General features: G+C 61.0%; 22 protein-coding genes and 1 pseudogene. 17 read left to right on the top strand and 6 right to left on the bottom strand.

Annotated features, from left to right (window positions below; all coding sequences use genetic code 11):
• The first annotated feature begins 271 nt into the window (after nucleotides 1-271).
• The 3 genes from DIE13_RS02230 (at nucleotide 272) to DIE13_RS02220 (ending at nucleotide 2,234) form a co-directional block, all read left to right on the top strand.
• Complete coding sequence (locus DIE13_RS02230; protein ID WP_124825601.1) at nucleotides 272-550, top strand: HU family DNA-binding protein; 279 nt, start codon at nucleotides 272-274, stop codon at nucleotides 548-550.
• Nucleotides 547-1,704 carry a YhcG family protein gene (locus DIE13_RS02225; protein ID WP_124825600.1) on the top strand — a complete coding sequence of 386 codons (1,158 nt, stop codon included), beginning with the start codon at nucleotides 547-549 and terminating at the stop codon, nucleotides 1,702-1,704. The genes DIE13_RS02230 and DIE13_RS02225 overlap by 4 nt, the downstream gene beginning before the upstream one ends.
• A gap of 110 nt (nucleotides 1,705-1,814) precedes the next feature.
• Complete coding sequence (locus DIE13_RS02220; protein ID WP_124825599.1) at nucleotides 1,815-2,234, top strand: hypothetical protein; 420 nt, start codon at nucleotides 1,815-1,817, stop codon at nucleotides 2,232-2,234.
• Nucleotides 2,235-2,896: 662 nt separating this feature from the next.
• Here the strand turns inward: DIE13_RS02220 and DIE13_RS02215 are convergent.
• The 5 genes and pseudogenes from DIE13_RS02215 to DIE13_RS02200 all read right to left on the bottom strand — a co-directional run bounded on the left by DIE13_RS02215 (nucleotide 2,897) and on the right by DIE13_RS02200 (nucleotide 7,725).
• Complete coding sequence (locus DIE13_RS02215) at nucleotides 2,897-4,000, bottom strand: shikimate dehydrogenase (RefSeq protein WP_221622208.1); 1,104 nt, start codon at nucleotides 3,998-4,000, stop codon at nucleotides 2,897-2,899.
• Nucleotides 3,897-4,727 carry a 3-keto-5-aminohexanoate cleavage protein gene (locus tag DIE13_RS02210; protein WP_124825663.1) on the bottom strand — a complete coding sequence of 277 codons (831 nt, stop codon included), beginning with the start codon at nucleotides 4,725-4,727 and terminating at the stop codon, nucleotides 3,897-3,899. The genes DIE13_RS02215 and DIE13_RS02210 overlap by 104 nt, the downstream gene beginning before the upstream one ends.
• Before the next feature lie 111 nt (nucleotides 4,728-4,838).
• Entirely contained in the window at nucleotides 4,839-6,146 is a 1,308-nt protein-coding gene (gene shiA / locus DIE13_RS02205) for a shikimate transporter (protein ID WP_124825598.1), read from the bottom strand.
• A gap of 463 nt (nucleotides 6,147-6,609) precedes the next feature.
• Nucleotides 6,610-6,710, bottom strand: a pseudogene (locus DIE13_RS33780) (IS5/IS1182 family transposase); the annotation flags it as partial.
• Between the two features lie 124 nt (nucleotides 6,711-6,834).
• The gene (locus tag DIE13_RS02200) at nucleotides 6,835-7,725 is read right to left on the bottom strand and encodes a LysR family transcriptional regulator (protein WP_124825597.1); all 891 of its coding nucleotides are present in this window, start codon (nucleotides 7,723-7,725) and stop codon (nucleotides 6,835-6,837) included.
• Nucleotides 7,726-7,870: 145 nt separating this feature from the next.
• Here DIE13_RS02200 and styA point away from each other — a divergent pair, with 145 nt between their 5' ends.
• From styA to DIE13_RS02175, 5 genes are all read left to right on the top strand, one after another.
• Entirely contained in the window at nucleotides 7,871-9,142 is a 1,272-nt protein-coding gene (gene styA / locus DIE13_RS02195; protein ID WP_124825596.1) for a styrene monooxygenase subunit StyA, read from the top strand.
• A 97-nt stretch (nucleotides 9,143-9,239) separates the two neighbouring features.
• Nucleotides 9,240-9,749: a styrene monooxygenase NADH-dependent flavin reductase subunit StyB gene (gene styB / locus DIE13_RS02190; RefSeq protein ID WP_124825595.1), complete on the top strand. Its 510-nt coding sequence runs from the start codon at nucleotides 9,240-9,242 to the stop codon at nucleotides 9,747-9,749.
• A gap of 49 nt (nucleotides 9,750-9,798) precedes the next feature.
• Nucleotides 9,799-10,305 (top strand): styrene-oxide isomerase StyC, encoded by a 507-nt coding sequence (gene styC, locus DIE13_RS02185; RefSeq protein ID WP_221622207.1) that lies wholly within the window; start codon nucleotides 9,799-9,801, stop codon nucleotides 10,303-10,305.
• Between the two features lie 163 nt (nucleotides 10,306-10,468).
• The gene (gene styD / locus DIE13_RS02180) at nucleotides 10,469-11,953 is read left to right on the top strand and encodes a phenylacetaldehyde dehydrogenase StyD (RefSeq protein WP_124825594.1); all 1,485 of its coding nucleotides are present in this window, start codon (nucleotides 10,469-10,471) and stop codon (nucleotides 11,951-11,953) included.
• A gap of 36 nt (nucleotides 11,954-11,989) precedes the next feature.
• The gene (locus DIE13_RS02175) at nucleotides 11,990-12,724 is read left to right on the top strand and encodes an OmpW/AlkL family protein (protein WP_124825593.1); all 735 of its coding nucleotides are present in this window, start codon (nucleotides 11,990-11,992) and stop codon (nucleotides 12,722-12,724) included.
• A 465-nt stretch (nucleotides 12,725-13,189) separates the two neighbouring features.
• Here DIE13_RS02175 and DIE13_RS02170 read toward each other — a convergent pair whose 3' ends face one another.
• On the bottom strand, nucleotides 13,190-13,795 hold the full coding sequence (locus DIE13_RS02170; RefSeq protein ID WP_124825592.1) for a TetR/AcrR family transcriptional regulator: 606 nt from the start codon (nucleotides 13,793-13,795) through the stop codon (nucleotides 13,190-13,192).
• A gap of 175 nt (nucleotides 13,796-13,970) precedes the next feature.
• Between DIE13_RS02170 and DIE13_RS02165 the strand changes: the two genes are divergently transcribed.
• Genes DIE13_RS02165 through DIE13_RS02125 form a run of 9 tightly spaced genes read left to right on the top strand, consistent with a single transcriptional unit; the run spans nucleotide 13,971 to nucleotide 20,918 of the window.
• Nucleotides 13,971-14,792: an alpha/beta fold hydrolase gene (locus DIE13_RS02165; protein WP_124825591.1), complete on the top strand. Its 822-nt coding sequence runs from the start codon at nucleotides 13,971-13,973 to the stop codon at nucleotides 14,790-14,792.
• Between the two features lie 5 nt (nucleotides 14,793-14,797).
• Nucleotides 14,798-15,094: an extradiol ring-cleavage dioxygenase gene (locus DIE13_RS02160; RefSeq protein WP_124825590.1), complete on the top strand. Its 297-nt coding sequence runs from the start codon at nucleotides 14,798-14,800 to the stop codon at nucleotides 15,092-15,094.
• 17 nt (nucleotides 15,095-15,111) lie between these two features.
• Nucleotides 15,112-15,951: a protocatechuate 3,4-dioxygenase gene (locus DIE13_RS02155; RefSeq protein WP_124825589.1), complete on the top strand. Its 840-nt coding sequence runs from the start codon at nucleotides 15,112-15,114 to the stop codon at nucleotides 15,949-15,951.
• A gap of 13 nt (nucleotides 15,952-15,964) precedes the next feature.
• Complete coding sequence (locus DIE13_RS02150; protein WP_124825588.1) at nucleotides 15,965-16,306, top strand: non-heme iron oxygenase ferredoxin subunit; 342 nt, start codon at nucleotides 15,965-15,967, stop codon at nucleotides 16,304-16,306.
• Between the two features lie 11 nt (nucleotides 16,307-16,317).
• Nucleotides 16,318-17,718, top strand: a complete 1,401-nt coding sequence (locus DIE13_RS02145) for a Rieske 2Fe-2S domain-containing protein (protein ID WP_124825587.1) — start codon at nucleotides 16,318-16,320, stop codon at nucleotides 17,716-17,718.
• Nucleotides 17,715-18,266, top strand: coding sequence for a 3-phenylpropionate/cinnamic acid dioxygenase subunit beta (locus DIE13_RS02140; RefSeq protein WP_124825586.1), 552 nt, complete (start codon nucleotides 17,715-17,717; stop codon nucleotides 18,264-18,266). The genes DIE13_RS02145 and DIE13_RS02140 overlap by 4 nt, the downstream gene beginning before the upstream one ends.
• A gap of 2 nt (nucleotides 18,267-18,268) precedes the next feature.
• Nucleotides 18,269-19,081 carry a 3-(cis-5,6-dihydroxycyclohexa-1,3-dien-1-yl)propanoate dehydrogenase gene (gene hcaB, locus DIE13_RS02135; RefSeq protein WP_124825585.1) on the top strand — a complete coding sequence of 271 codons (813 nt, stop codon included), beginning with the start codon at nucleotides 18,269-18,271 and terminating at the stop codon, nucleotides 19,079-19,081.
• The gene (locus DIE13_RS02130; protein ID WP_174912058.1) at nucleotides 19,078-20,139 is read left to right on the top strand and encodes a nitronate monooxygenase family protein; all 1,062 of its coding nucleotides are present in this window, start codon (nucleotides 19,078-19,080) and stop codon (nucleotides 20,137-20,139) included. Before hcaB ends, DIE13_RS02130 begins: the two co-directional genes overlap by 4 nt.
• The gene (locus DIE13_RS02125) at nucleotides 20,139-20,918 is read left to right on the top strand and encodes a 2-keto-4-pentenoate hydratase (RefSeq protein ID WP_124825584.1); all 780 of its coding nucleotides are present in this window, start codon (nucleotides 20,139-20,141) and stop codon (nucleotides 20,916-20,918) included. Before DIE13_RS02130 ends, DIE13_RS02125 begins: the two co-directional genes overlap by 1 nt.
• Nucleotides 20,919-21,008 lie beyond the last annotated feature (90 nt).

The following is a 21,008-nucleotide window of genomic DNA, read 5'->3' as shown; positions in this document are numbered from 1 at the left end:
TTAAACTAATTGGGGTTTGATTCATGGGGTGATCGACTCCGTTCGGGCCACGCTGTCGGCGGTGGGGCGGCGATCGCAGGCCGACGACGCGTGCCCGATATCTGCAACAGCGGGCACCGGGTGTCGGCCAAGTCGCGAAGCGTGAGGCGCAAGCCTGGCTTCTGTATGGCAGGCGGTCACCGGCGGCACGACCGTATTGACTCTCCGGGGTTTGCGTGTCGGCCGTGGTGTGCGGTAGGGTTCGGCTTTGACTTGGTGAGCAGGAGGGTTCATGAACAAGCAGGAACTCATCGACGCCGTTGCCGCAGGTGCCGGCGTCAGCAAGAATGAAGCAAGTAAGACGGTCCAGGCGGCGTTGGACGTCATCACCGAGGCCGTGAGCCGTGGCGAGGCGGTGCAGCTCATCGGCTTCGGCGCATTCTCGCGGGGGCAGCGCGCGGCGCGGACCGGTCGCAATCCGACGACGGGGGCTGAGATTGCGATCGCCGCAGCGAACACGGTGAAGTTCACTGCCGGCAAGGCCTTTAAGGATGTGGTGAACGCGTCGTGACGCAGCGGGAAGTTGAACAAGCCACTTACGCGGGCCTGCACCGTGAGATTGCTGAGGTGGTCGCGTCCACCCGCGCGGCCGCGGCCCGCAGCGTGAACGCGTTGATGACGGCGACGTACTGGGAAATCGGGCGGCGGATCGTGCTGTTCGAGCAGGGTGGTGACGAAAGGGCGGCCTACGGCGAGGCTGTGATCCGGCGCTTGGGTGCAGACTTGTCGCAGCGGTTCGGCCGTGGCTTCGGGTGGCGCAACATTGCCCAGATGCGTGCTTTCTATCTGGCCTGGCCGGCCGATCGGATTGTGCAGACGCTGTCTGCACAATCCGCCGCCCCCAAAATTGTCCCGACACCGTCTGCAAAATCGGCCACGCGATTATCCGTTGCAGGGGCCGAGGCCACGCCGCTTGAACTCAGCACGGTCGCGCAGGCGTTTCCGTTGCCCTGGTCAGCCTATGTGCGCCTGCTTTCGGTGAAGGTGGCCGCTGCGCGCGATTTCTATGAAGCCGAGGCGCTGCGTGAAGGCTGGTCTGTGCGTCAACTCGACCGCCAGGTGAGCAGTCAGCTCTATGAGCGACTGGCGTTGTCCCGCAACAAGGCGTCTCTGCTCGGAAAAGCCGCTGAACCGCAACCGGGAGAGTTACTCACACCTGAGGAGGCGATTCGCGATCCGTTCGTCCTTGAGTTCCTCGATATGAAGGACGAGTACTCAGAGTCGGATCTCGAGGCCGGCTTGATCCAACATCTCGCCGACTTCCTGCTGGAGCTCGGCGATGATTTTGCTTTCATCGGTCGGCAGCGGCGCCTCCGGATCGATGACACCTGGTTCCGTGTCGACCTGGTGTTTTTTCATCGACGACTGCGATGTCTGCTCATTATTGATCTGAAGGTCGGGCGCTTCAGCTATGTCGACGCCGGACAGATGCACCTCTACCTCAATTACGCGCGCGAGCACTGGATGAAGCCCGGGGAAAATCCACCGGTGGGTCTCATCCTATGTGCCGAAAAAGGCGCCGCAGAGGCACATTACGCGCTCGACAACTTGCCGAACAAGGTTCTCGCGGCTGAATATCAGACGGTATTGCCGGACGAAGCCACGTTCGCACGAGAGCTCGAGCGCACCCGAATTGAACTGGAGCGGCGCGGGCGCGGCACATGAGTTTGCGATACGAATCCGGTATGAAGGGAGCTTAGTTCCGCGGCAAAAATCTCCCGCTGATCCCGAATCCAGTGTCATTTCGGTCTCGAGTTGAACGCCGAGATCCATTTATGCGAAAACACTCAACCTTGCGTCGTCGGCCGCTCACGAAGGCTCAGCTTCTACCCCTTCCGGCGGAACAGATACGGCGCCTTGCGCTCAAACACCATCTCGCTCTTGCCGCACTCTGTGAAGGCCGCGGCGACGTCGATGCCATCGTTACGTTGTCCAACGTGCTGGCTCTTGCCGTCTGTTTATCTGCTGACGGAGATGCGGAGCCGTATCGTCGAGCGGGCACCGCGCTTGCTCAATGCATTGCGCGCGTCGAGCATGGCGACCCGTGGACTTTGACCGACTCGGAGCGTACGGCGCTCAAGGCGTTGGTCCTTATCCATGATGAGCAGCTTTCCGTTGTTCCAGTCCATCGCTACCTCGATGCGCTGGAGCAAGTGCAGCGCACTAACGTACCGGACGTTGGTTTGGCAATTTAGCCGGATGCGCGACCAGTCATCCCGCAAATGCTCTATAAGGTCCTCATGGACAGCCGGAGGAATCCACTGGGCAAAGCGACTTTCTAGATCAGGCGCATCGGAGTGCTTCCCCCAGCTGAAAGTTTCTACGCAGAAACTTTTGCTATCTACGCAAGGAGGTTCGCCGGGCAGTGCTCGCTTGTGTCTCGGACAGCGCTTGGTTTGTCACGCGCAGGTGGCCGAGTCGTTGGCGGCAGAAGTGAAGGGGTCGATAGTAAGGGCTATGTTTCCCTTCATTTTGGTACATTGTTCCCATGTGCGTCGATGGGCGTCGACGAGCGGTCTGTAGGGGGCTGGTGGGCGCGCCCGCCCGAGGACCAGGCGCGTCGGACGCAGAACGGGCCGCGTTTGTGCATCAGATCCAGCAACGTCCAGACGGTCCGTCCGCACCTCAGTAGCGGATTGATGCTCGTTCGGAGCACGCGCTGGAAGCAACGGTAGCGTCGCAACCTCGCATTCTTCAGGCGTGGCCAAACTCGCGGTTTGCCGTCAAACACCCAGGGTAGGAGCCGTATGCCCGAATTGGGCTTGTCCGGATCTGGGCAGGGGGCTCAATATGAGTTTCCTACTGCGATACCCAATCGCGCTTTTCGGCGTGGTTGCTCGGCGGGAGAGCGACAAATTCATTTCGGCCTATGCGCTCCCCGCACGCTACACGTTGACGGGATCGCGAGCGTAGCTGGACGAACTGGCGCCGGGGTTTCGAGTAATGCTCTCAAGTCCGCCGTGTGGCGCTCGGCGGCGGCGGCCAGTGTGGGAAAACCGAAGAATTCGAGATAGAGCGAGGCCTGTTGCACCAGCATGTCGAATCCCGGTGACGCACGTAGACCACGCGCACGGGCCGCGGTGACGAGCGGCGTCGGCTGGCCCTTCATCAGAATGTCGTACACGAATGCCTGCGCTCCGAGTCGTTCTACCGGCACGGGCAACGGGTCACCAGCGCGTAGACCGAGCGGCGACGCGTTGACGACGAGATCGTAGCCGGCCGGATCGTTCGATGGCACGCTGTCGACCCGACAATCGGGGAACGATTGCGCGATCGTTTCAGCGAGTTGCACGGCCTTCGACGTGTCCGGATCGAAGAGGCCAATGCGTGCCGCGCGTTGCTCCGCGAGCGCCGATGCCAACGCCGATGCGGCGCCGCCCGCACCGATCAGCAGGACACTGCGGCCGGCGACATCGAAGGCCAGTCGCCGGAGCGAGCGGACGAAGCCGAGGCCGTCGAACAACTCGCCTTCGATACCGGCTGGACCGCGCCGGATCGCATTGATCGCATGTGCGATCCGCGCCTGGTGCGTACATTGCGACACCAGGCCGACGGCCATGGTCTTGTGCGGAATCGACAGCGAGATGCCGCCGACGGTCGGCGACGCGAGCAGCGCGTGCAAGGTCGGGGCGAGCTGGTCGGGCGTCACCCGTAGCGGCACCATGACTGCGTCGACGTCGTACGCGTCGAACAGGTGGTTGAACAATTCGGGTGCCCGTACCTGCTCGATCGGATCGGCGATGCAGTAGAACACTCGTGTGGCTCCGTTGATCTTCATGATCGGTTCCGCAGGTGATGGTGAAATGCGCGGCACTTGCGGTCCGCCGGTGCCGCGTCGACATCGATGCGCCGGACGCTCAGGCCGCATGCAGGCCGAGAATCGCGCGGGCCTGGGTCGGGGTTGCGACAGGGCGGCCGTATTCGGCGCACAGCGCCGCCACCCGCGCGACCAGTTGCGCATTGCTGGACGCGAGCGTGTCCTTGTCCCAGCGCACGTTGTCCTCCAGGCCGGTGCGGCAGTGGCCACCCATCTGCAACGTCCAGTGATTCACTTCGAGCTGGTGCCGCCCGATGCCGGCCGCAGTCCAGGTCGCGTCCGGCAGTAATGCACGAAGTTGTTCGACTTCGAACGCAAGAATCTCGCGTCGCGCGGGCAGGGCATGCTTGACGCCGAACACGAACTGGACATGTACGGGCGGCTTCAGCAGACCCTGTTGGACGAGGTCGACGGTGTTGTACAGCATGGCTAGGTCGAAGATTTCGATCTCCGGCTTGACGTCGTGCTGCAGCATCGTCGCTGCAAGTGAGCGGATGAAATCGGGCGGGTTCTCGTAGACGATGGTCGGGAAGTTGACCGATCCCGTGGCGAGCGATGCCATGTCCGGACGCAGGTCGAGCATCGCCCCGCGCTGCTCGAACGAGCGACCGCGTCCGCCCGTCGAAAACTGCACGATCATACCCGGGCAGTGCTTTCGGATGCCGTTCTGGAGCTCGGCGAAACGCGAGCGGTCGGAGCTGGAATTTTCCTGCTCATCCCGCACGTGCAGATGCACGAGCGTGGCGCCAGCCTCATAGGCTTCGTGCGTGCTTTCGATTTGCTCGGCGACCGAGATCGGCACGGCGGGGTTGTCCTTCTTGCGTGGCACGGAGCCAGTGATCGCGACGGTGATGATGCAGGGGGAGTTCATCTCATGATCCTGACGATAAGGGGGGCAGGGTTGGGGTGTGATGGGTATCCGCGCGGCGCCGTGCATCTGTGCACGGCGCCACCGCGCCGGCGGCCGTCGCTGGACGATGCGTCACTGTGCCGTGCGCATGCGCGCCGCGACGATCAGCGACAGCAGGCAGCCGACCGCGAGATAACCGGCGACGAGGTGCCACGAACCGCCGGCGAGACTGACCAGGCCGACCGCGATGAACGGCGTGAACCCGCCGCCGACGACGCTCGCGAACTGGTAGCCGACGCCCGCGCCGCTGTAGCGGTATTCGGCGCCGAACAGCTCGGTGAACAGCGGCTGCTGGACGCTCACGACCATGTCGTGCGCGGCGTTCGCGAGCAGGATCGAGAAGATCACGATCCACGCGATCGACCGCGCCTCCAGCGCGATGAAGAACGGCACCGCCGACGCGAGGCCGATCACCGCGCCGATCAGGTAGATGCGGCGCAGGCCGAAGCGGTCGGCGAGCCACGCGAAGCACGGGATCGTCACGCAGCTCACCGCACCGACCAGCAGGCCGATGTTCAGGAACAGGTCGCGCGACATGCCGAGGTTGGTCGTCGAATAGCTGAGCGCGAACGCGGTGACGATATACATCGTGAACAGTTCGGCGAGCCGCAGCGCGATGATCAGCAGGAACGCCTTCGGGTGACGCGTGAGCGCTTCCAGCACCGGCAGGCGCACCTTGTGGTCCCCGTGCTCGACCTTCTCGACGAACTCCCGCGATTCGTCCATGCTCTTGCGGACCCACAGCCCGATCAGCACCAGCACGATGCTGAACACGAACGGCAGGCGCCAGGCCCAGGCCTTGAACGCGGCTTCGCCGAGGGTATGGCTCAGGATCGACACGATGCCCGTCGCGAGCACGAGCCCGACGCCGTAGCCGACCTGCACGCCGCTGCTGTAGAACGCCTTTTTTTGCTTCGGTGCGCTTTCGACGGCCATCAGCGCCGCGCCGCCCCATTCGCCGCCCACCGCGAAGCCTTGCAGCGCGCGCATCAGCACGAGCAGCACGGGCGCCCACCAGCCGATCGACGCGAAGGTCGGCAGCAGGCCGATCGCGACGGTCGACAGCCCCATCAGCATCACGGTCAGCACGAGCATCCGCTTGCGGCCGAGCCGGTCGCCGTAATGGCCGAACACGACACCGCCGAGCGGGCGGAACAGGAAGCCGACGCCGAAGGTCGCGAAAGCCGCGAGCGTGCCCATGGTCGGGCTGACCTTCGGGAAGAATTCGGAATTGAAGACGAGTGCGGCGACGATCCCGTACAGCAGGAAGTCGTACCAGTCGACGACGGCGCCGACGAAGCTGCCGATCGCGGCCTTGCGGGCCTGGATGCGTGCGCGGGCGCCGGCAGCGGCGTCGAGGGTGGCGAAGGTTGTGGTCATGGTGGTGTCTCCTGGCACGGCGCATCGTGGAAGCGTGGCGGCGCCGCGTCCGATGCTGCATTGAAATCGATGGGTGAATGAAGGATAGGGTCGGCGCGACGGCTTGGGCAATTGGCCTGCCGCATGTTATGCGCGACTATCGCTCACTTTCGTGCGATGATCGAACGGATTGCGGGTTAGCACTGAGCCGACCTCGAGCAGCACGCGACTCGAGGTTCGGTGTCGACATCGGGATGGGTATCGAACTGTCGACAGAGTCCGTTTGTGGTGGTCGGCTGCTCGGGAATCGCGGAGTCAGCGCGCGAAAGTGAGTTTCGCCGGTCAATGGAAACCGTCGTGCCGTACACATGGCATGCTGCGCAGAAAGCGGGCGTGGTCAAGCAGTGGCGCCCCGCGTTGCCTGGCGGCGAATGCTCGCCCCTTTGCCAGTCGGATGCCATGGCTTGCCGAGATCGGTTCACGGCTGCTCATGCTGGTGTAACAGGCATGGGCTTGCGAAACATCCGACACGTTGGCCACTGGGTGAAGCAGTCTGTGAACCAGATCCGAATCGGCGTCGGCGCCAGTGTCGGGTAGCGGTGGCGCATTGCTGCGTCACGGCCCCCTACGAACCGGACATGCGGGGCGCCCCGCATCCAGCCCGCACCTTTCGTGGGTTGCCGACGCATCGCCCATTACCACAAGAGATCTACATTCGCGGAATATGTTCGACGACAAAGTCTATGAATACTCTGGCGCGCTGGGATAAAAACCGAGTTTGAGGATAGAGAATGTTCACGGGTTGAGGCGTTGCGTAGTAGTCGGGCATCAGGACTTTCAATCGACCGGCCCGGATATCTTCGGCCGCACGCCATTCGGGAATCACGGATATACCCATGTGGGCGAGGGTTGCATCGTAAATGGCGTCCAGATCGTTGACCCTTACGGCACCCGCAATCTCTACTGCCTGGCGTCCGAGCTCGGAGTCGAATTCCCAGCGACTCCATCGCGGCGCGCCCGCGTAAGCGATACAACTGTGATCCGCGAGATCTAGCGGTGACTCGGGTTTCCCATGTGCCTTCAGATACTCCGGGGTTGCAACAACCTTTTGTTGAGCCATCCCTAGCGTACGCGTGATGAGCGTGCTCGACGGGAGCTCTCCGATCCGAATTGCAAGCTCCATTCCCTCCTCGACCAAGTCCAGCATGCTGTCGCCGAAGATTACTTCGACGACCAGTCTCGGGTGGCGAGCAAGCAGCTTAGGAAGAAGCGGCATGATCATCTTGCGACCGAACGCACCCGGCATCGTTACGCGAAGCGTCCCCCCGACGCCCGTTGCCGGCATGCCGTGAACCTCCGATTTCACTACGTCGACCGCATCGAGTAGCTGCCGGACATGCGGATACAACTGCAGTGCCTCGCCCGTCGGATTCAATTTCCGGGTCGTCCGGCGGAACAACTGGACGCCGAGTGTCGCTTCGAGCGACGCGATCTGTTTGCTGATAGCAGATTGGGATGTTCCCTGATCTCGCGCGACTGCGGAGAAGCTGCCCATCTCGACTGTACGCAGAAATGCCTGCAGAAGCTGGAGGTTATCCATGATGCGGATCAATTCAGTCCAATTTGGAATGTATGTTATCCCAGTTGCCTAGGTTTTCGCTGAAATTCGTGCGGAATATATTGAGAACTCACCAGCAGATCGAAATTGAGGGCTGTAACGAACCTCATAACCTAGGAGACAACTCGTGGCACAGAAGAAAATCGGCATCATCGGGGCTGGTACGGCCGGCCTTCATCTTGGTCTCTACCTGCGTCAGCACGACGTAGACGTCACCATTTATACGGATCGCCGGCCGGAGGAGTACGCGTCGATGCGCCTGCTCAATACGGTCGCGCATCACTCCGTCACCATCGCACGCGAACAAGCACTGGGCGTGGACCACTGGGCGGGTCTTGGCTACTTCGGTCATTACTACTACATCGGTGGTCCTCAGCCGCTGCGCTTCTACGGTGACTTGAAGGCGCCGAGCCGTGCGGTCGACTATCGGATTTATCAGCCTGCTTTGATGAACGACTTCGTCGAGCGCGGCGGCAGGATCGAGTACAAGACGCTCGAGGCATCCGACGTGCCGGAACTCGCTGCGGCTTACGATCTCCTCGTCGTTTGTACCGGTAAAGGGCCTCTCGGTCAGATGTTCCAGCATCGGGCGGAATATTCGCCATTCGACCGCCCCCAACGGATGCTGTGTGCTGCTCTCTTCAAGGGTATCGCCGAGGCGCCGATTCGCGCGGTAACCATGTCCTTCTCGCCCGGCCACGGCGAAATGATCGAGATTCCGACTGTCTCGTTCGACGGAATGGTGACGGCGCTCGTCATCGAAAACATCCCCGGCGGCGACATGGAGATCGTCGCCAGGCAAAAGTACGAGGATGACCCCGACGCGTTCATTAAGATGCTGATCGGCAAGTTGCGCGTGCATCACCCGAGCGTCGCGGAACGAATCAACGAAAGGGAATTCGACCTCGCCAACAGCCCGTTGGATATTCTTCAAGGCGCCGTCACTCCCACCGTTCGCGCAACACACATGCCGCTCGAGGGCGGGAAGGTGGCGCTCGCATTGGGCGATGTCCACGCAACGGTCGATCCCGTGCTCGGACAAGGGGCCAACATGGCATCCCACGCCGCATGGATCGTCGGCGAAGAAATCGTTCGTCAAAACGTGTATGACGAACGTTTTTGCGAACACGTCAACATGCGCAGGAGCGATCGAGTACTCAGCGCAACGCGCTGGACCAACTATATGTTGACCAACCTCAGGCTGCTTCCCGCCGAACTCCAGAATTTCATCCTCGACCTCTATCAGCATCGAGAACTCGCGGATGCCTTCACGGACAACTTCAACTATCCGGAAGTGCAGTGGGACTGTTTCTCGAGCCCGCAACGGATGGCCGTGTGGCGTCAACGTTTGAAGGGCCTGGCCGCTGACGCGCACGACGCGCCGTCGATGGCGGCGTAAGAACTGCACTGTGAGGACCACTGCCAATAACGACAATTGATCGGGTGGTCAGCACAAAACACTGGCGCGAGGAAACCGCCGACTTTCGGAGCATCAGATGATTAACACGGAAGTAGAGCAGCGACGAGTGACCGCGGACGACCGGTTGCAATTTCGCAAGACCATATCGCTGTTTGCCACCGGGATTGCAATCGTGAGCGTCGACGCAGAGAGCGCTGGCGAAGTGCATGGCACGACGATCAACAGCTTCACGTCGATCAGTCTTGACCCGCCGACGATCATGATTTCATTGAAACCCGGTCGAACGCATCGGCTCATCAGTGACCAGGGGTGCTTCGGGGTCAGCATTCTGCATGACGAACAGGAGAGTTACTCGGCGCTGTTCAGTGGGCGCGTCGAAAGCGACTGCAAGCCAGAATTCGTCGTTCCGTCGCGGGTACCGGTCCTGCGCGCCGCTCTGGCATGGTTCGAGTGCGATGTGACTGAGCGTGTGGAGATGTGCGATCACACACTCTTCTTCGCAAGAGTGGTCGCGTGTGATGGTTCCGCCGGCTCGCCCCTGGTGTTCTACGCAAGCCGATATCACAAACAGCCGTCGTGGGCATAGCTCGCTAAGCGGAGTGGGATCAATCAACTATTAGGAACAGGAGGCATTTGTGGAAAAGACATTGCAGCAACGAATGGCCGGGCACGGAGTGTTGATGATTTTTTGTACGCTGCTTTTCGGGTTGGGGTTGTGGGTAAGATTGCTCGATGGTTTCGAGCTTTTCCCGGGATATATGCTGCATTTCAAGATACCGGGAACGCCGGAGGGGTGGGCGCGTGCTCACGTGGGTCCCGCCCTGAACGGCATGATGGTGATCGCCGTCGCGTTCGTTCTTCCCACGCTGCGGTTCTGCGAGAGGATTCGTAGCCTGCTCGGGTGGATCGTTGTCGGGGACGGCTGGTCCAACGTCGTTTTCTACTTTTTTTCGAATTTTGCATCGAATCGCGGGCTCTCCTTCGGCGCAAACCATTTCGGGGCCGGCGACATCTTCGGCGTGATCGCACTTGCGCCCGCCTATCTGTTTGGCATTCTCGCAATGGGTGCTCTGCTGATTATCGGCATTAACGCCGTACGCCCGCTTCGAATGCCCGCTCGAACCCACGACGCACACGCATGAGACGCCACCAGGCGCAGCATCTCATCCGGACCGGGTTTGGATATCTACCAATAGTCTAATTCGTCAGCGTCAGACGTCACGTCGATAAATGTCTGAATTATTTCGAGCGTCGGGTGCCAACCGGATTTATATTAAGGAATGCATAATGTATAGAGAAATATCAATGCCACTGGAAGTGACGGGTTCGAGCCTGCGCACCAGCATGTTCATCAATGGTGAATGGCAACAAGCGAATTCCGGCAAGATGATTCCGGTCTTCGATCCGTCAAACGGTGAAAGGATTGCAAGTGTTCCAGATGCCGATGTGGCAGACATCGACCGAGCAGTCGAATCCGCTTCACTAACCTTTCGGTCGACGTCATGGAAGTCGATGCCGCCAGCAGCGCGAGAGCGGATTCTGCTGCGTCTCGCTGATCTGATCGAGAAGCACGGGGAAGAACTTGCCGCGCTGGAGACTCGTAACAACGGGAAATTGATCGCCTACTCGCGCATGTTCGAAGTTGGCGCGGGCACGCAATGGTTGCGCTACATGGCCGGCTGGGCGACGAAGATATCCGGCTCGACACTGGATCTCTCTCTTCCGCTGCCTCCGACCGTGCGTACGTCAGCTTTCACCCGGCGCATTCCCGTTGGCGTTGTCGGCGCAATCATTCCGTGGAATTTCCCGCTCCTGATGGCGGTGTGGAAAATCGCGCCGGCGCTTGCTTGTGGCAACACGGTCGTTCTCAAACCTGCGGAAGAAACTCCTTTGACGGCACTGCGTCTCGCCGAACTTGCTGTCGAGGCCGGACTGCCGGCAGGCGCGTTGAACGTTGTTACCGGCAGGGGGGAGACGGCTGGTGCCGCACTTGTCGCACACCCCAAGGTAAGCAAAGTGACTTTTACCGGATCGACTGAGGTGGGGCGTCTGATCGGGGCGACGTGCGGTCAGAACCTCAAGCCTGCTTCGCTCGAACTCGGCGGCAAGAGCCCCGTCATCGTGCTGAACGATTGCGATCCTGACGTAGCCGCCCGAGGCGCAGCAGACGCGATCTTCTTCAACCACGGGCAGGTTTGCACGGCAGGATCGCGGCTCTACGTTCATCACGATATCTATGACGATGTGCTCGATCGACTCTCCGCGATTGCAGACACCATCGTCGTGGGGTCTGGATTTGACGAATCCGCACATATGGGGCCGCTCGTCTCGCTGCGCCACCAACAGCGAGTGAAGTCGCTGATCGAATCCGGACGCGCTGACGGTGCCGAACAACTTTGCGGTGCGGGTGCGACGCCGGAGAATGGCTACTACGTGCGGCCGACCGTGTTTGCGAACCACGATAACAGGCCGATGCGCCTTTTGACCGAGGAAGTTTTCGGGCCGGTGTTGGTTGCGATGCCATTTACCGATCTGGCCGAAGTCGTTGATGAGGCGAATGACTCGGCTTACGGTCTCGGCGCGAGTGTCTGGACGAATAACCTCTCGGCAAGCCTTGCGTTGACCGAAGCGATCGAAGCAGGGACCGTCTGGGTCAACACGCACAACATGGTCGATCCGAATCTTCCGTTCGGAGGGTTCAAGGACTCCGGAATCGGTCGCGAGCACGGTGCGTCGGCGATTGAGAACTACACCACGACCAAATCGGTATGCATTGCATATCAAGGCTGATTGGCACGCGATTTCGAATACGGACCGAGCTGGACAATGGCCGATAGAACTACAAAAGGCCCGATGGATGGAGACATGATGAGACGAAAAAGCAAGGTAGGTTCGCGCCCGGCAAAAGCTGTTGCTGCAGCTGTACTGTTGGGGCTTGCTGCTGTTCCGGCACATGCACAGTCATCCGACGCGCAACAGGATGGCGGGCGCTGGTGGGTGCGAGCTGGTGCTGCATGGGTGGCATTTGACGAGAATGCCGACTTGACTGCGGGAGGGCAAGCGGTCCCGGGCGGCAACGCCAAGGTGAAAGACAATGCCGCATTTCTGGTCGAAGCGGGCTATCGTTTGACGCCAAACCTCTCCGTTGGGCTGACCGTCGGTTATCCTCCGACGACGACGCTAACGGGTACGGGGACGGTCTCTGGCGTCGGCACGATCGGTAAGGTCAAGTACGCGCCTGCTGCGCTGACGCTGCAGTATCAGTTCAGTACATTCGCCAAGTACAACCTGTACCCCTACGTCGGCGCCGGTATCACTTACATGAAGGTGTTTGATACATCGGACGGCACGGTCACCGATTTTCAGGCCAGGAACGCATGGGGTGGGCTGGCTCAAGTCGGACTCGAGTACCGCATCTCCCGGCATGTGGGCGTGTTCGTCGATGTCAAGAAATTCATCGTACGAACGAGCGCAACAGGCTATCTCGGCCCCGCTCCGGTGCACGCCGCGGTTCGCCTCGATCCACTGGTTACGACTGCCGGGATCGCGTTTCGCTTCTGAATGCACACCACGCGATTGACAGAACCCGAGTGACGATGACCAGCGGGGCGGCAACTATAGCAATCAACGCCCCGCTGGCCGCCACTTGCCTGTTTCTCATCGTGCTGCGCGCGGGGCTCACCCTCTCGTCACCAGTCGCATGCCAACGCGAGCAATCGGTCAACGGTACAAGAAACCAAACGCAACAGGGGCCGCGACAGCGGGGTGGTCACGCACGGAGGCGGCGGTGACCGTCATTTTTCCTGGGTTCGATGGGACAGTCACATCAAGCCGGTCACGTTCAATTCAGAGCAGATGACGCGAAAGTGTGGTTCGGGCGTCCGCTTCCTACGTGCTCGCCAGGTTTTGCTTCGCTATCCCCAACATGTGGATGTCCGCCAGTTCGGATTTTCCATTGCGGGGCAGCGCATCGCTCCACTCGAGGGCACCCACGCATGGGCCCATCCCGAAACTAAGGTTCATCGCTCAGGCTTGCTTGGACCCACCAAGTGGTGTCAGCAGCAGCCGTTCCATGAATGCGCGTCGGTCGCTTTTCTCCTTGTCCGTACCTTGATGTGAAAGGAGCGATTCAGAGAGTTCATAGCTGTAGAGCGCGAACGCGCGTGAACGTGCTTCGCTGGCGCTGAATCCGAGCGCACGAAAGCATTGCGTGATATAGGCCAGGCGTTTTGCGTCGACTTCGTCGAGCACGCTTCGCGCCGACTCGTCACGACGCGCCCACGCCCGGATTGCCAGTTCGGTCGCAGCCGCTTCCTTTGCCGATGCGCCGCGGAAGGGAAGCGTCAGCAGGTCGCGAATCAATTCGCGCGCCGAAAGGCCACGACTTTCAAAGCGGAAAATGATCTGCTCGGTCGCCTCGTCGCGCCATGCGGCCAGCATGCGGCGCAGCAGGTCGTCGCGGTCCTTGAAGTGCCAATAGAAACTGCCTTTGGTAACGCCCATCTCCTTGGCGAGTACCTCCACGCGAACGGCATCGATGCTGCGGCTCTCCAGGACCCGTTGCGCCGCGTGAATCCAGTCGTCCGGGCCAAATTGCCCGCGACCGCTCTGACTAGCTTTTGTCTCTGCCATATCGGCTCCGGAAAACGCTCATTTTATCGCCTTTCAATATGCGGGTCGGTACGGGAGTGGCCCAGACCGTTCCACTACCGAGCGGTCAAGGACGGCGTTTACCCCTAGATCGCGTTCATTGACGACGATCAAGTCGCCTTCTACCATACGCATACGTATGGGTATGGAGGAAATGATGGCGAATCAGGAAGGGATGGGGCGGGAACTCGTAGCCGCCGATCATCGGACGAACTATTTCGACGAGGGACACGGCAAGCCGCTGTTCCTGTTGCATGGCTCTGGTCCAGGCGTGTCTGGCTGGACGAACTGGAAGGGTGTCATGCCCGAACTGGCGGAGAAGTTCCGAGTGATCGTGCCGGACATTGCGGGCTTCGGTTTCACGGAATTCAAGGACGGCAGCCAGTACGACATCAAACTCTGGGTGCGCCACCTCGTGGGCATCATGGATGTGCTCGGGATCGAAAAAGCCTCGTTCGTGGGCAATTCGTTCGGCGGCGCGCTCTCGCTCGGGTTGGCTGTATTCGATCCGTCGCGAGTCGAGCGCATCGTGCTGCTGGGCACGCCGGCGGGCGAATTCGAGCAGACGCCGGGTCTGCGCGCGGCATGGGAATACGAGCCGTCGCTGGAGAACATGGAAAAGACCATGCGCCTTTTCCCGTTCGACCAGTCGATCATCACGCCGGAGATGGTCAAGTCGCGCTATGAGGCGAGCGCACGTTCTGGCGCTCAGGACGCGCTTCGCAAGCTGATCCCGAAGCCGAACGTCGAAGGCCCGACGATCGTGAAGGGTTTCCCCGAGCACGTTGTCGCGAAGATTCAGGCTCCCGCGCTTGTCTTGCACGGCCGTGAAGATCGCGTCGTTCCGCCTGCCTGCGGCCAGTTGCTCGCCCGTGCGATTCCGCGCGCCGACCTGCATCTGTTCGGCCAGTGCGGCCACTGGGTTCAGACCGAGCGCCGGGCGGACTTCCTGCGCCTCGTCACGGCCTTCTGCGAATAAGAGCCATGAGCCGCCACGTACTGGAGCGCGTGCTCCATCAATTGAGCGTCGATCGCGCTGCGAAGCAGCGATTTCGTGAGGATGCCGATGGATTTCTGCGGCGCTTCGCGCTAAGCGATGCAGAGCGCCGGATGGTCGTCGATTTCGACGTGCTCGCGTTGCAACACGCGGGCGTCAATCCGATGTTGACGATGGGCTTCTGGCAAGAGCTTTCGCCAGACCGGGACATGCGCGCGTATATGCGGCGCTTGCGACCGATCGGAGATGGCGAAGCGTTGCACGTTGCGGCGCTCAAACAATAAACAGGGAGAAAGCCGACATGGCAAAAGTGGTAGGTGGCTTTCTCGTGCCACATGACCCGGTGATGTTCGTCACACCGGAAGCGCCGGAGCAAGGGGTGCGCGAGCGCATGTGGAAGGCGTTTGAGACGTGCGCGCGGCGCCTCGCCGAGCTGCGTCCCACTAGCGTGGTGATTGTGGGTGCCGATCATTACATGCTCTTCGGGACGAATTGCCTCCCGAGTTTCCTGATCGGGACCGGGGATGTAGACGGGCCGCTCGACGCGCTTCCGGGCCTCAAGCGCGGTGTGATTCCAGACAGCGCGCCGCTGGCCCAGCACATTGCGGAACATGGTCTCGAGAACGGTTGCGACTGGGCCGTTGCGCGCGCCCTTACGGTCGATCACTCGGTGGCAATCCCGAACCAGCTGATCGTCCAGCCGCTTCGCGATGCGGGTGAGCAGGTCGGGACGATCCCGGTGTACCTCGCGTCGGGCGTCGACCCGTATATCCGCCTGACGCGTGCAGTCGCGCTCGGACGCCAGATTCGTGAAGCTGTCGAAGCGTGGCCGGGCGACGAGCGCGTGGCCGTGATCGGCAGCGGCGGAATCAGTCACTGGGTCGGCACGGCTGACATGGGTCGGGTAAATGAAACGTTCGACCGCGAGATTCTCGACTACGCGACGCGTGGCGCCGTCGACGCGCTCGCGAGCCTGAGCGACGCCTACATCCTCGAGAACGGCGGTAACGGCGGTATGGAAATTCGCAACTGGGCGTGTGCGATGGGCGCGCTCGCGGGAGCGCGTGGTGAAGTCATCGACTATGCACCCGTACCCGAATGGGTGACCGGGCTCGGCTTCGTCCAGCTCCATCTGCAATAACGGAGTGCTTCGAATGAACAAGGTATTTTTGCTCAAGCGTGAAGATCTCGCGCCAGGCGAGGTGCGTCAGGTCCAGACCGGCGGCTGTCCGCTCGCCGTCTACAACCTCGAAGGTCGCTTCTACGCGACGAGCGACGTATGCACGCACGCAACGGCTTCGCTGTCCGGTGGCGAGATTGTCGACGGCGATCTGATTGCGTGCCCCGTGCACGACGGCCAGTTCCACATTCCGACGGGCCAGGCGGTCACTTTTCCGTGCACGGTTGACCTGCGCACTTATCGAATCATCGAAGATGGCGATCAAGTGTTCGCCGATCTGGACGCCGAGTCGGAAGACGCGGTCTCGTCGGTCTGAGGGGGGCGGAGATGTCACACGATTGCACGGGGGCTTGCCCTCGACTCAAGCGCGACACGGCGAGCGAACCGCTGCCGTATCTCGACAGGCTGCTCGACCTGGAGAAGGGCAGTCTGTCGCGTCGGGTCTACTGGGACCATCAAATCTACGAGCAGGAACTCGAGAAAATCTTTGCTCGTAGCTGGCTGTTTCTCGCCCACGAATCGCAATTGCCGAAGGCGGGCGACTATCTGACCACGTACATGGCCGAGGATAACGTCATTGTCGTGCGCCAGAAGGATGGCTCGGTCAAGGCGTTCCTGAATACGTGCCCGCATCGCGGCAACAAGCTCAACTTTACCGACGCCGGCAATACGCGCAGCTTCGTCTGCAACTATCACGGCTGGAGTTTCGGCATCGATGGCGCGCTGCGCGGCATGGCGGGCCAGGAACTGTTCGACGCGAGCGGCATGAAGGCGGGCGAGCACGGTCTCCATCCAGTCGCGCAGGTGGCGTCTTACAAGGGGCTCGTGTTCGGCAACATGGATCCGGATGCGCCGCCCCTCGACGAATGGCTCGGCGACTTCCGCTTCTATCTGGACGTGATGCTGGACATGGACGGGCAGGGCACGGAGTTCGTCGGCAGTTGCGTGAAATCCGTCATCAACTGCAACTGGAAGGTGCCCGTCGAAAACTTCATCGGCGACATCTATCACGCGCTCTGGACGCACGATTCGGCGGCGCGCGCAATGCTCGGCGGCCCTGTTGCCGAGGTATACCGCGATCCGGATTCCTATCATGTGAACTACAACGGACACGGTTGGGAATTCAATCTCGACGTGGTCGGCAATGCCGCGACGCTGGGCGACAAGGAAATCCGCAAGTATCTCTACGGCATCCAGCCCGCTGTCGCAGAGCGGCTGGGCGAATTCCGCTCGAAGATGATCGGTTCGATTTCGTCCGTGAGCGTGTTCCCGAATCTCTCGTTCCTGCCGGGACAGAACACGTTCCGCGTATGGCATCCGCGCGGGCCGGGAAAGATCGAACTTCACACGTGGACGATCGTGAACCGTAGCGCCCCGCAGGACATCAAGGATCGATGGCTCAAGGGCACGATGATGACGTTCTCGCCTTCCGGTGTCTTCGAGATGGACGACGGCGAGAACTTCGAATTCTCGACTCGCACCAACGCGGGGTTCGTGACTCGCCAGCAGGAGCTGTACATGGGTCTCGGTCTTGGCACGCGGCTGACCGATACCGATCTGCCCGGGAACGTCTACCGAAACCAGGTGAACGAGGCGAATCATCGCGCGTTCTATCAGCGGTGGGCCGACCTGCTGAGTGCTCGTTCGTGGAAAGACGTGCCGAAGCGCGACAAGGCTGCGCTGCGGGAAAGTGCGTTCAACTACGACGACAGGAAGGTGAGCGCATGAACGTGAATGTGAAAGGCGAATTCGCTCCTGCGGCGGAGCAACATGTCGACCGCGATACCGCAAATCGAATCGAGCAGTTTTTGTTTCGAGAGGCTCGGTTGCTCGATAGCGAGGCGTGGGAGGCGTGGCTCGCGCTGATGACGCCCGACATCCATTACTGGATGCCGGCGATTGAAAACCGTCGTCGGGCGGACCGAATCGGCGCGTACGGGCCTGGGCGAGGTGCGTACTTTGACGACACTTATCTGGACCTGCAGCGCAGGGTTGCCCGTTTCATGCAACCGTCGGCTTGGGCAGAAGATCCGCCGACGCGGCACGTACACGTCATCAGCAATGTCGAGGCGTGCCGGACGGAAGTCGAAGGCGAGTACCTGGCGCATTCGGTATTCGTGAATTATCGCAGCCGGGGCGAGGCAGATAACGACCTGTTGCTTGGCCGTCGCGAGGACATTTTGCGCGAAACCGAGGACGGCCTGCGAGTCGCACGCCGAAAGATAGTCATCACGCAGTCGCTGCTGATGTCGAAAAACCTCAACACCTTCTTCTGATCATGGGCTGGCTCAACGATGATGTCGCGCTCATTACGGGCGCTAATTCGGGAATCGGACTCGCCGTGCTGCGGCGCTTTCTCGAGGAGGGTGCACGCGGCGTCGGTGTGCTGATTCGCAATGCCGCACAGGCTGATTCCCTGTATGAAACGTTCGGCGAACAGATCGTGGTCACTGTCGGCGACGTACGGTCTCCCGAGGCAAACGCAGAGGCCGTCGATGCGACCGTACGCAAGTTCGGCAAGCTCGACACGTTGGTCGGCAACGCGGGGGTGTGGGACCACTTCGCATCCTTGCGAAAGTTCGACGGGCCCACGCTGAAAGCGACTTACGAAGAAGTCTTTGGCGTGAACGTGCTCGGTTATATGTTGGCCGCGCATGCTGCGGCACCGGCGCTGCGAGAGCGCCGCGGGAGCATGATTTTCACGCTATCGAACGCGAGCTTCTACGCAGGCGGTGGTGGTCCGGTGTATGTGGCCTCCAAGCACGCGTGCGTGGGTTTGATCCGGCAACTCGCCTACGAACTTGCACCCGACGTTCGCGTGAACGGGGTCGCCCCAGGCGGCACCGTCACGCCATTGAAGGGGCCGCAGTCCCTCGGGCGCGAAAACGATCGACTCTCCGATATACCCGGTTTCGCGGATACGGTCGCGGACAGCATGGCGCTCGGATTCATCGCGCAGCCCGAGGACCACACCGGGCATTACGTGCTGCTCGCCTCACGTACGAATTCGCCTGCGACGACGGCTGCAATCCTCCAGAGCGATTGCGGCTGGGAAATTCGCGGGCGGCCCGCCCGCCGGAGGTCGCAATGACGCAACAAATCCATCAGAACGCCATGCAAGAAAAATCCACTGCCGTCCATCTTCGTGAATTGTTCGCGAAAACCCGCCTGCCGGTGATGGCCGCACCGATGTTTCTGGTATCCAGCCCGGAACTCGTGATCGCGTCGTCGCGTGCCGGCATCGTCGGTACCTATGCGGCGCCGAATGCGCGGAACATTTCGATGCTCGATGAGGCGCTGGGCACGATCGCCGACGGTGTGGCTCAAGGTGGTACCGCCCCCTGGGCGCTGAACATGATCGTTCATAGCAGCTACGACCGCTTTGACGCCGAGCTTGAACTGGTGCGTCGTTATCAGCCGAAAATTGTCACGACTGCGCTCGGCAGTCCACGCCGAGTATTGGAGCACGTGCATGGATATGGTGGGTTCGTGATGGCCGACGTCAGCACGCCCGTCATGGCGCGCAAGGCCGTGGATGCAGGGGTCGACGGCCTGATTCTCGTGTGCTCCGGTGCCGGTGGGCATACGGGTACATATCACCCGTTCTCATTCGTCGATGAAGTGCGCCAGTTCTGGCGTGGGCCGCTTGGTCTCGCGGGCGCTGTATCGACCGGAGCGCATACGCGTGCCGCTCTGCAGATTGGCGCTGACTTCGCCGTGCTTGGCACGCGCTTCATCGCCGCCGAGGAGAGCATGGCGCAGCCTGCATATCGCGACATGCTCGTCGAAAGCACGATGGAGGACCTGGTTGCGTCCAAGGCAGTGTCGGGTGTGCTCGCGAACTGGCTGCGCCCGACGCTCGATCGCGCGGGACTTTCAGCGGCACAACTCGGCGAAGAGAAGAAGATCGACTTCTCCGGTGACATCAGTACGGCACCGAAGGCCTGGAAAGACGTATGGTCGGCTGGTCATGGTGTGGGCGCTGTCACGGCGGTCGAACCGCTGTCGGCAATCGTGGACCGTCTGGCTGACGAATATGCCGCATGCCTCTCGTCGGAGCGCGACGTCATCGAACGCCTTGCCCGGCAGGTCAAGAACTGGAAGGTGGCAGATGTATCCGCTGCGCACAGCGAGGGAGCGACAAATTGATGAATGACCGTATCGAACAAGCCGCGGCGGCGCTGCGTGCCGCTCGTCTCGCGCGCACGACCATCCCACGCATTTCGGAAACCTACGGCATCGAAGGCGTAGAGGCTGCGTATTCGGTCGCCGAGATCAATACGCGCGCCGCGATTGCGAGCGGGCGACATATCGTCGGGAAGAAAATTGGTCTCACGTCCAAAGCAGTGCAGCAACAGCTCGGCGTGGACCAGCCGGACTTCGGCGTGCTCTTCGACGACATGGAGTATCTGACCGGCGCCGTGGTGCCGGCAGATCGCCTTGTGCAACCCAAGGCCGAAGCGGAAATCGCGTTCGTGTTTGGTCGCGATCTCGATGACGATGTGATCAGCTGGGGTCGTTTTCTCCACGGCATCGAATATGCGTTGCCGGCAATCGAAGTCGTAGACAGCGTCATCGACGACTGGCGCATTACGCTTGTCGATACGGTCGCGGATAACGCTTCCTGCGGCCTGTATGTTCTGGGAAATACGCCTCGCCGTATCACCGATATCGATCTGATAGGTTGCCGGATGCAGTGCTCGGTGAACGCGGATGTCGTCTCGGAAGGTTCCGGTCAGGCATGCCTCGGGAACCCCCTTTATGCAGCCTGGTGGTTGGCGAAGGCGCTATCGGTATGTGGTCAACCCTTGCGCGCCGGTGACGTTGTGTTGTCGGGCGCACTCGGGCCGATGATTGCAGTATCGAGCGGCGCTCAAATTGAAGTGCACATCGGCGGCTTGGGGTCCGTTGGTTGCCAGATTGGTTAGTTGTCCATTGAAAAATGGCGGATGGAGGAGAGACTCAATGAATGAGACAAATGACGCACTCGACGGCAAGAGCGTACTGACGACCGTTGA

The sequence above is a fragment of the Burkholderia sp. Bp9016 genome, from assembly GCF_003857765.1.
Classification (GTDB): Bacteria; Pseudomonadota; Gammaproteobacteria; order Burkholderiales; family Burkholderiaceae; genus Burkholderia.
Note: the sequence above shows the minus strand (reverse complement) of the source record. Positions and strands in the feature narration are given on the sequence as shown.

What these genes read in the sequence shown, in the direction of transcription:
- DIE13_RS02150 (WP_124825588.1), top strand. Translation starts at nt 15,965, where the DNA reads ATGAACAAGGTATTTTTGCTCAAGCGTGAAGATCTCGCGCCAGGCGAG.
- DIE13_RS02230 (WP_124825601.1), top strand. Translation starts at nt 272, where the DNA reads ATGAACAAGCAGGAACTCATCGACGCCGTTGCCGCAGGTGCCGGCGTC.
- shiA (WP_124825598.1), bottom strand. Translation starts at nt 6,146, where the DNA reads ATGACCACAACCTTCGCCACCCTCGACGCCGCTGCCGGCGCCCGCGCA.
- styB (WP_124825595.1), top strand. Translation starts at nt 9,240, where the DNA reads ATGATTAACACGGAAGTAGAGCAGCGACGAGTGACCGCGGACGACCGG.
- DIE13_RS02200 (WP_124825597.1), bottom strand. Translation starts at nt 7,725, where the DNA reads ATGGATAACCTCCAGCTTCTGCAGGCATTTCTGCGTACAGTCGAGATG.
- DIE13_RS02175 (WP_124825593.1), top strand. Translation starts at nt 11,990, where the DNA reads ATGGCCGATAGAACTACAAAAGGCCCGATGGATGGAGACATGATGAGA.
- DIE13_RS02130 (WP_174912058.1), top strand. Translation starts at nt 19,078, where the DNA reads ATGACGCAACAAATCCATCAGAACGCCATGCAAGAAAAATCCACTGCC.
- DIE13_RS02170 (WP_124825592.1), bottom strand. Translation starts at nt 13,795, where the DNA reads ATGGCAGAGACAAAAGCTAGTCAGAGCGGTCGCGGGCAATTTGGCCCG.
- hcaB (WP_124825585.1), top strand. Translation starts at nt 18,269, where the DNA reads ATGGGCTGGCTCAACGATGATGTCGCGCTCATTACGGGCGCTAATTCG.
- DIE13_RS02160 (WP_124825590.1), top strand. Translation starts at nt 14,798, where the DNA reads ATGAGCCGCCACGTACTGGAGCGCGTGCTCCATCAATTGAGCGTCGAT.
- DIE13_RS02125 (WP_124825584.1), top strand. Translation starts at nt 20,139, where the DNA reads ATGAATGACCGTATCGAACAAGCCGCGGCGGCGCTGCGTGCCGCTCGT.
- DIE13_RS02145 (WP_124825587.1), top strand. Translation starts at nt 16,318, where the DNA reads ATGTCACACGATTGCACGGGGGCTTGCCCTCGACTCAAGCGCGACACG.
- DIE13_RS02140 (WP_124825586.1), top strand. Translation starts at nt 17,715, where the DNA reads ATGAACGTGAATGTGAAAGGCGAATTCGCTCCTGCGGCGGAGCAACAT.
- DIE13_RS02165 (WP_124825591.1), top strand. Translation starts at nt 13,971, where the DNA reads ATGGCGAATCAGGAAGGGATGGGGCGGGAACTCGTAGCCGCCGATCAT.
- DIE13_RS02220 (WP_124825599.1), top strand. Translation starts at nt 1,815, where the DNA reads ATGCGAAAACACTCAACCTTGCGTCGTCGGCCGCTCACGAAGGCTCAG.
- styD (WP_124825594.1), top strand. Translation starts at nt 10,469, where the DNA reads ATGCCACTGGAAGTGACGGGTTCGAGCCTGCGCACCAGCATGTTCATC.
- DIE13_RS02215 (WP_221622208.1), bottom strand. Translation starts at nt 4,000, where the DNA reads ATGCGCAACTGGTCGCGCGGGTGGCGGCGCTGTGCGCCGAATACGGCC.
- DIE13_RS02210 (WP_124825663.1), bottom strand. Translation starts at nt 4,727, where the DNA reads ATGAACTCCCCCTGCATCATCACCGTCGCGATCACTGGCTCCGTGCCA.
- DIE13_RS02155 (WP_124825589.1), top strand. Translation starts at nt 15,112, where the DNA reads ATGGCAAAAGTGGTAGGTGGCTTTCTCGTGCCACATGACCCGGTGATG.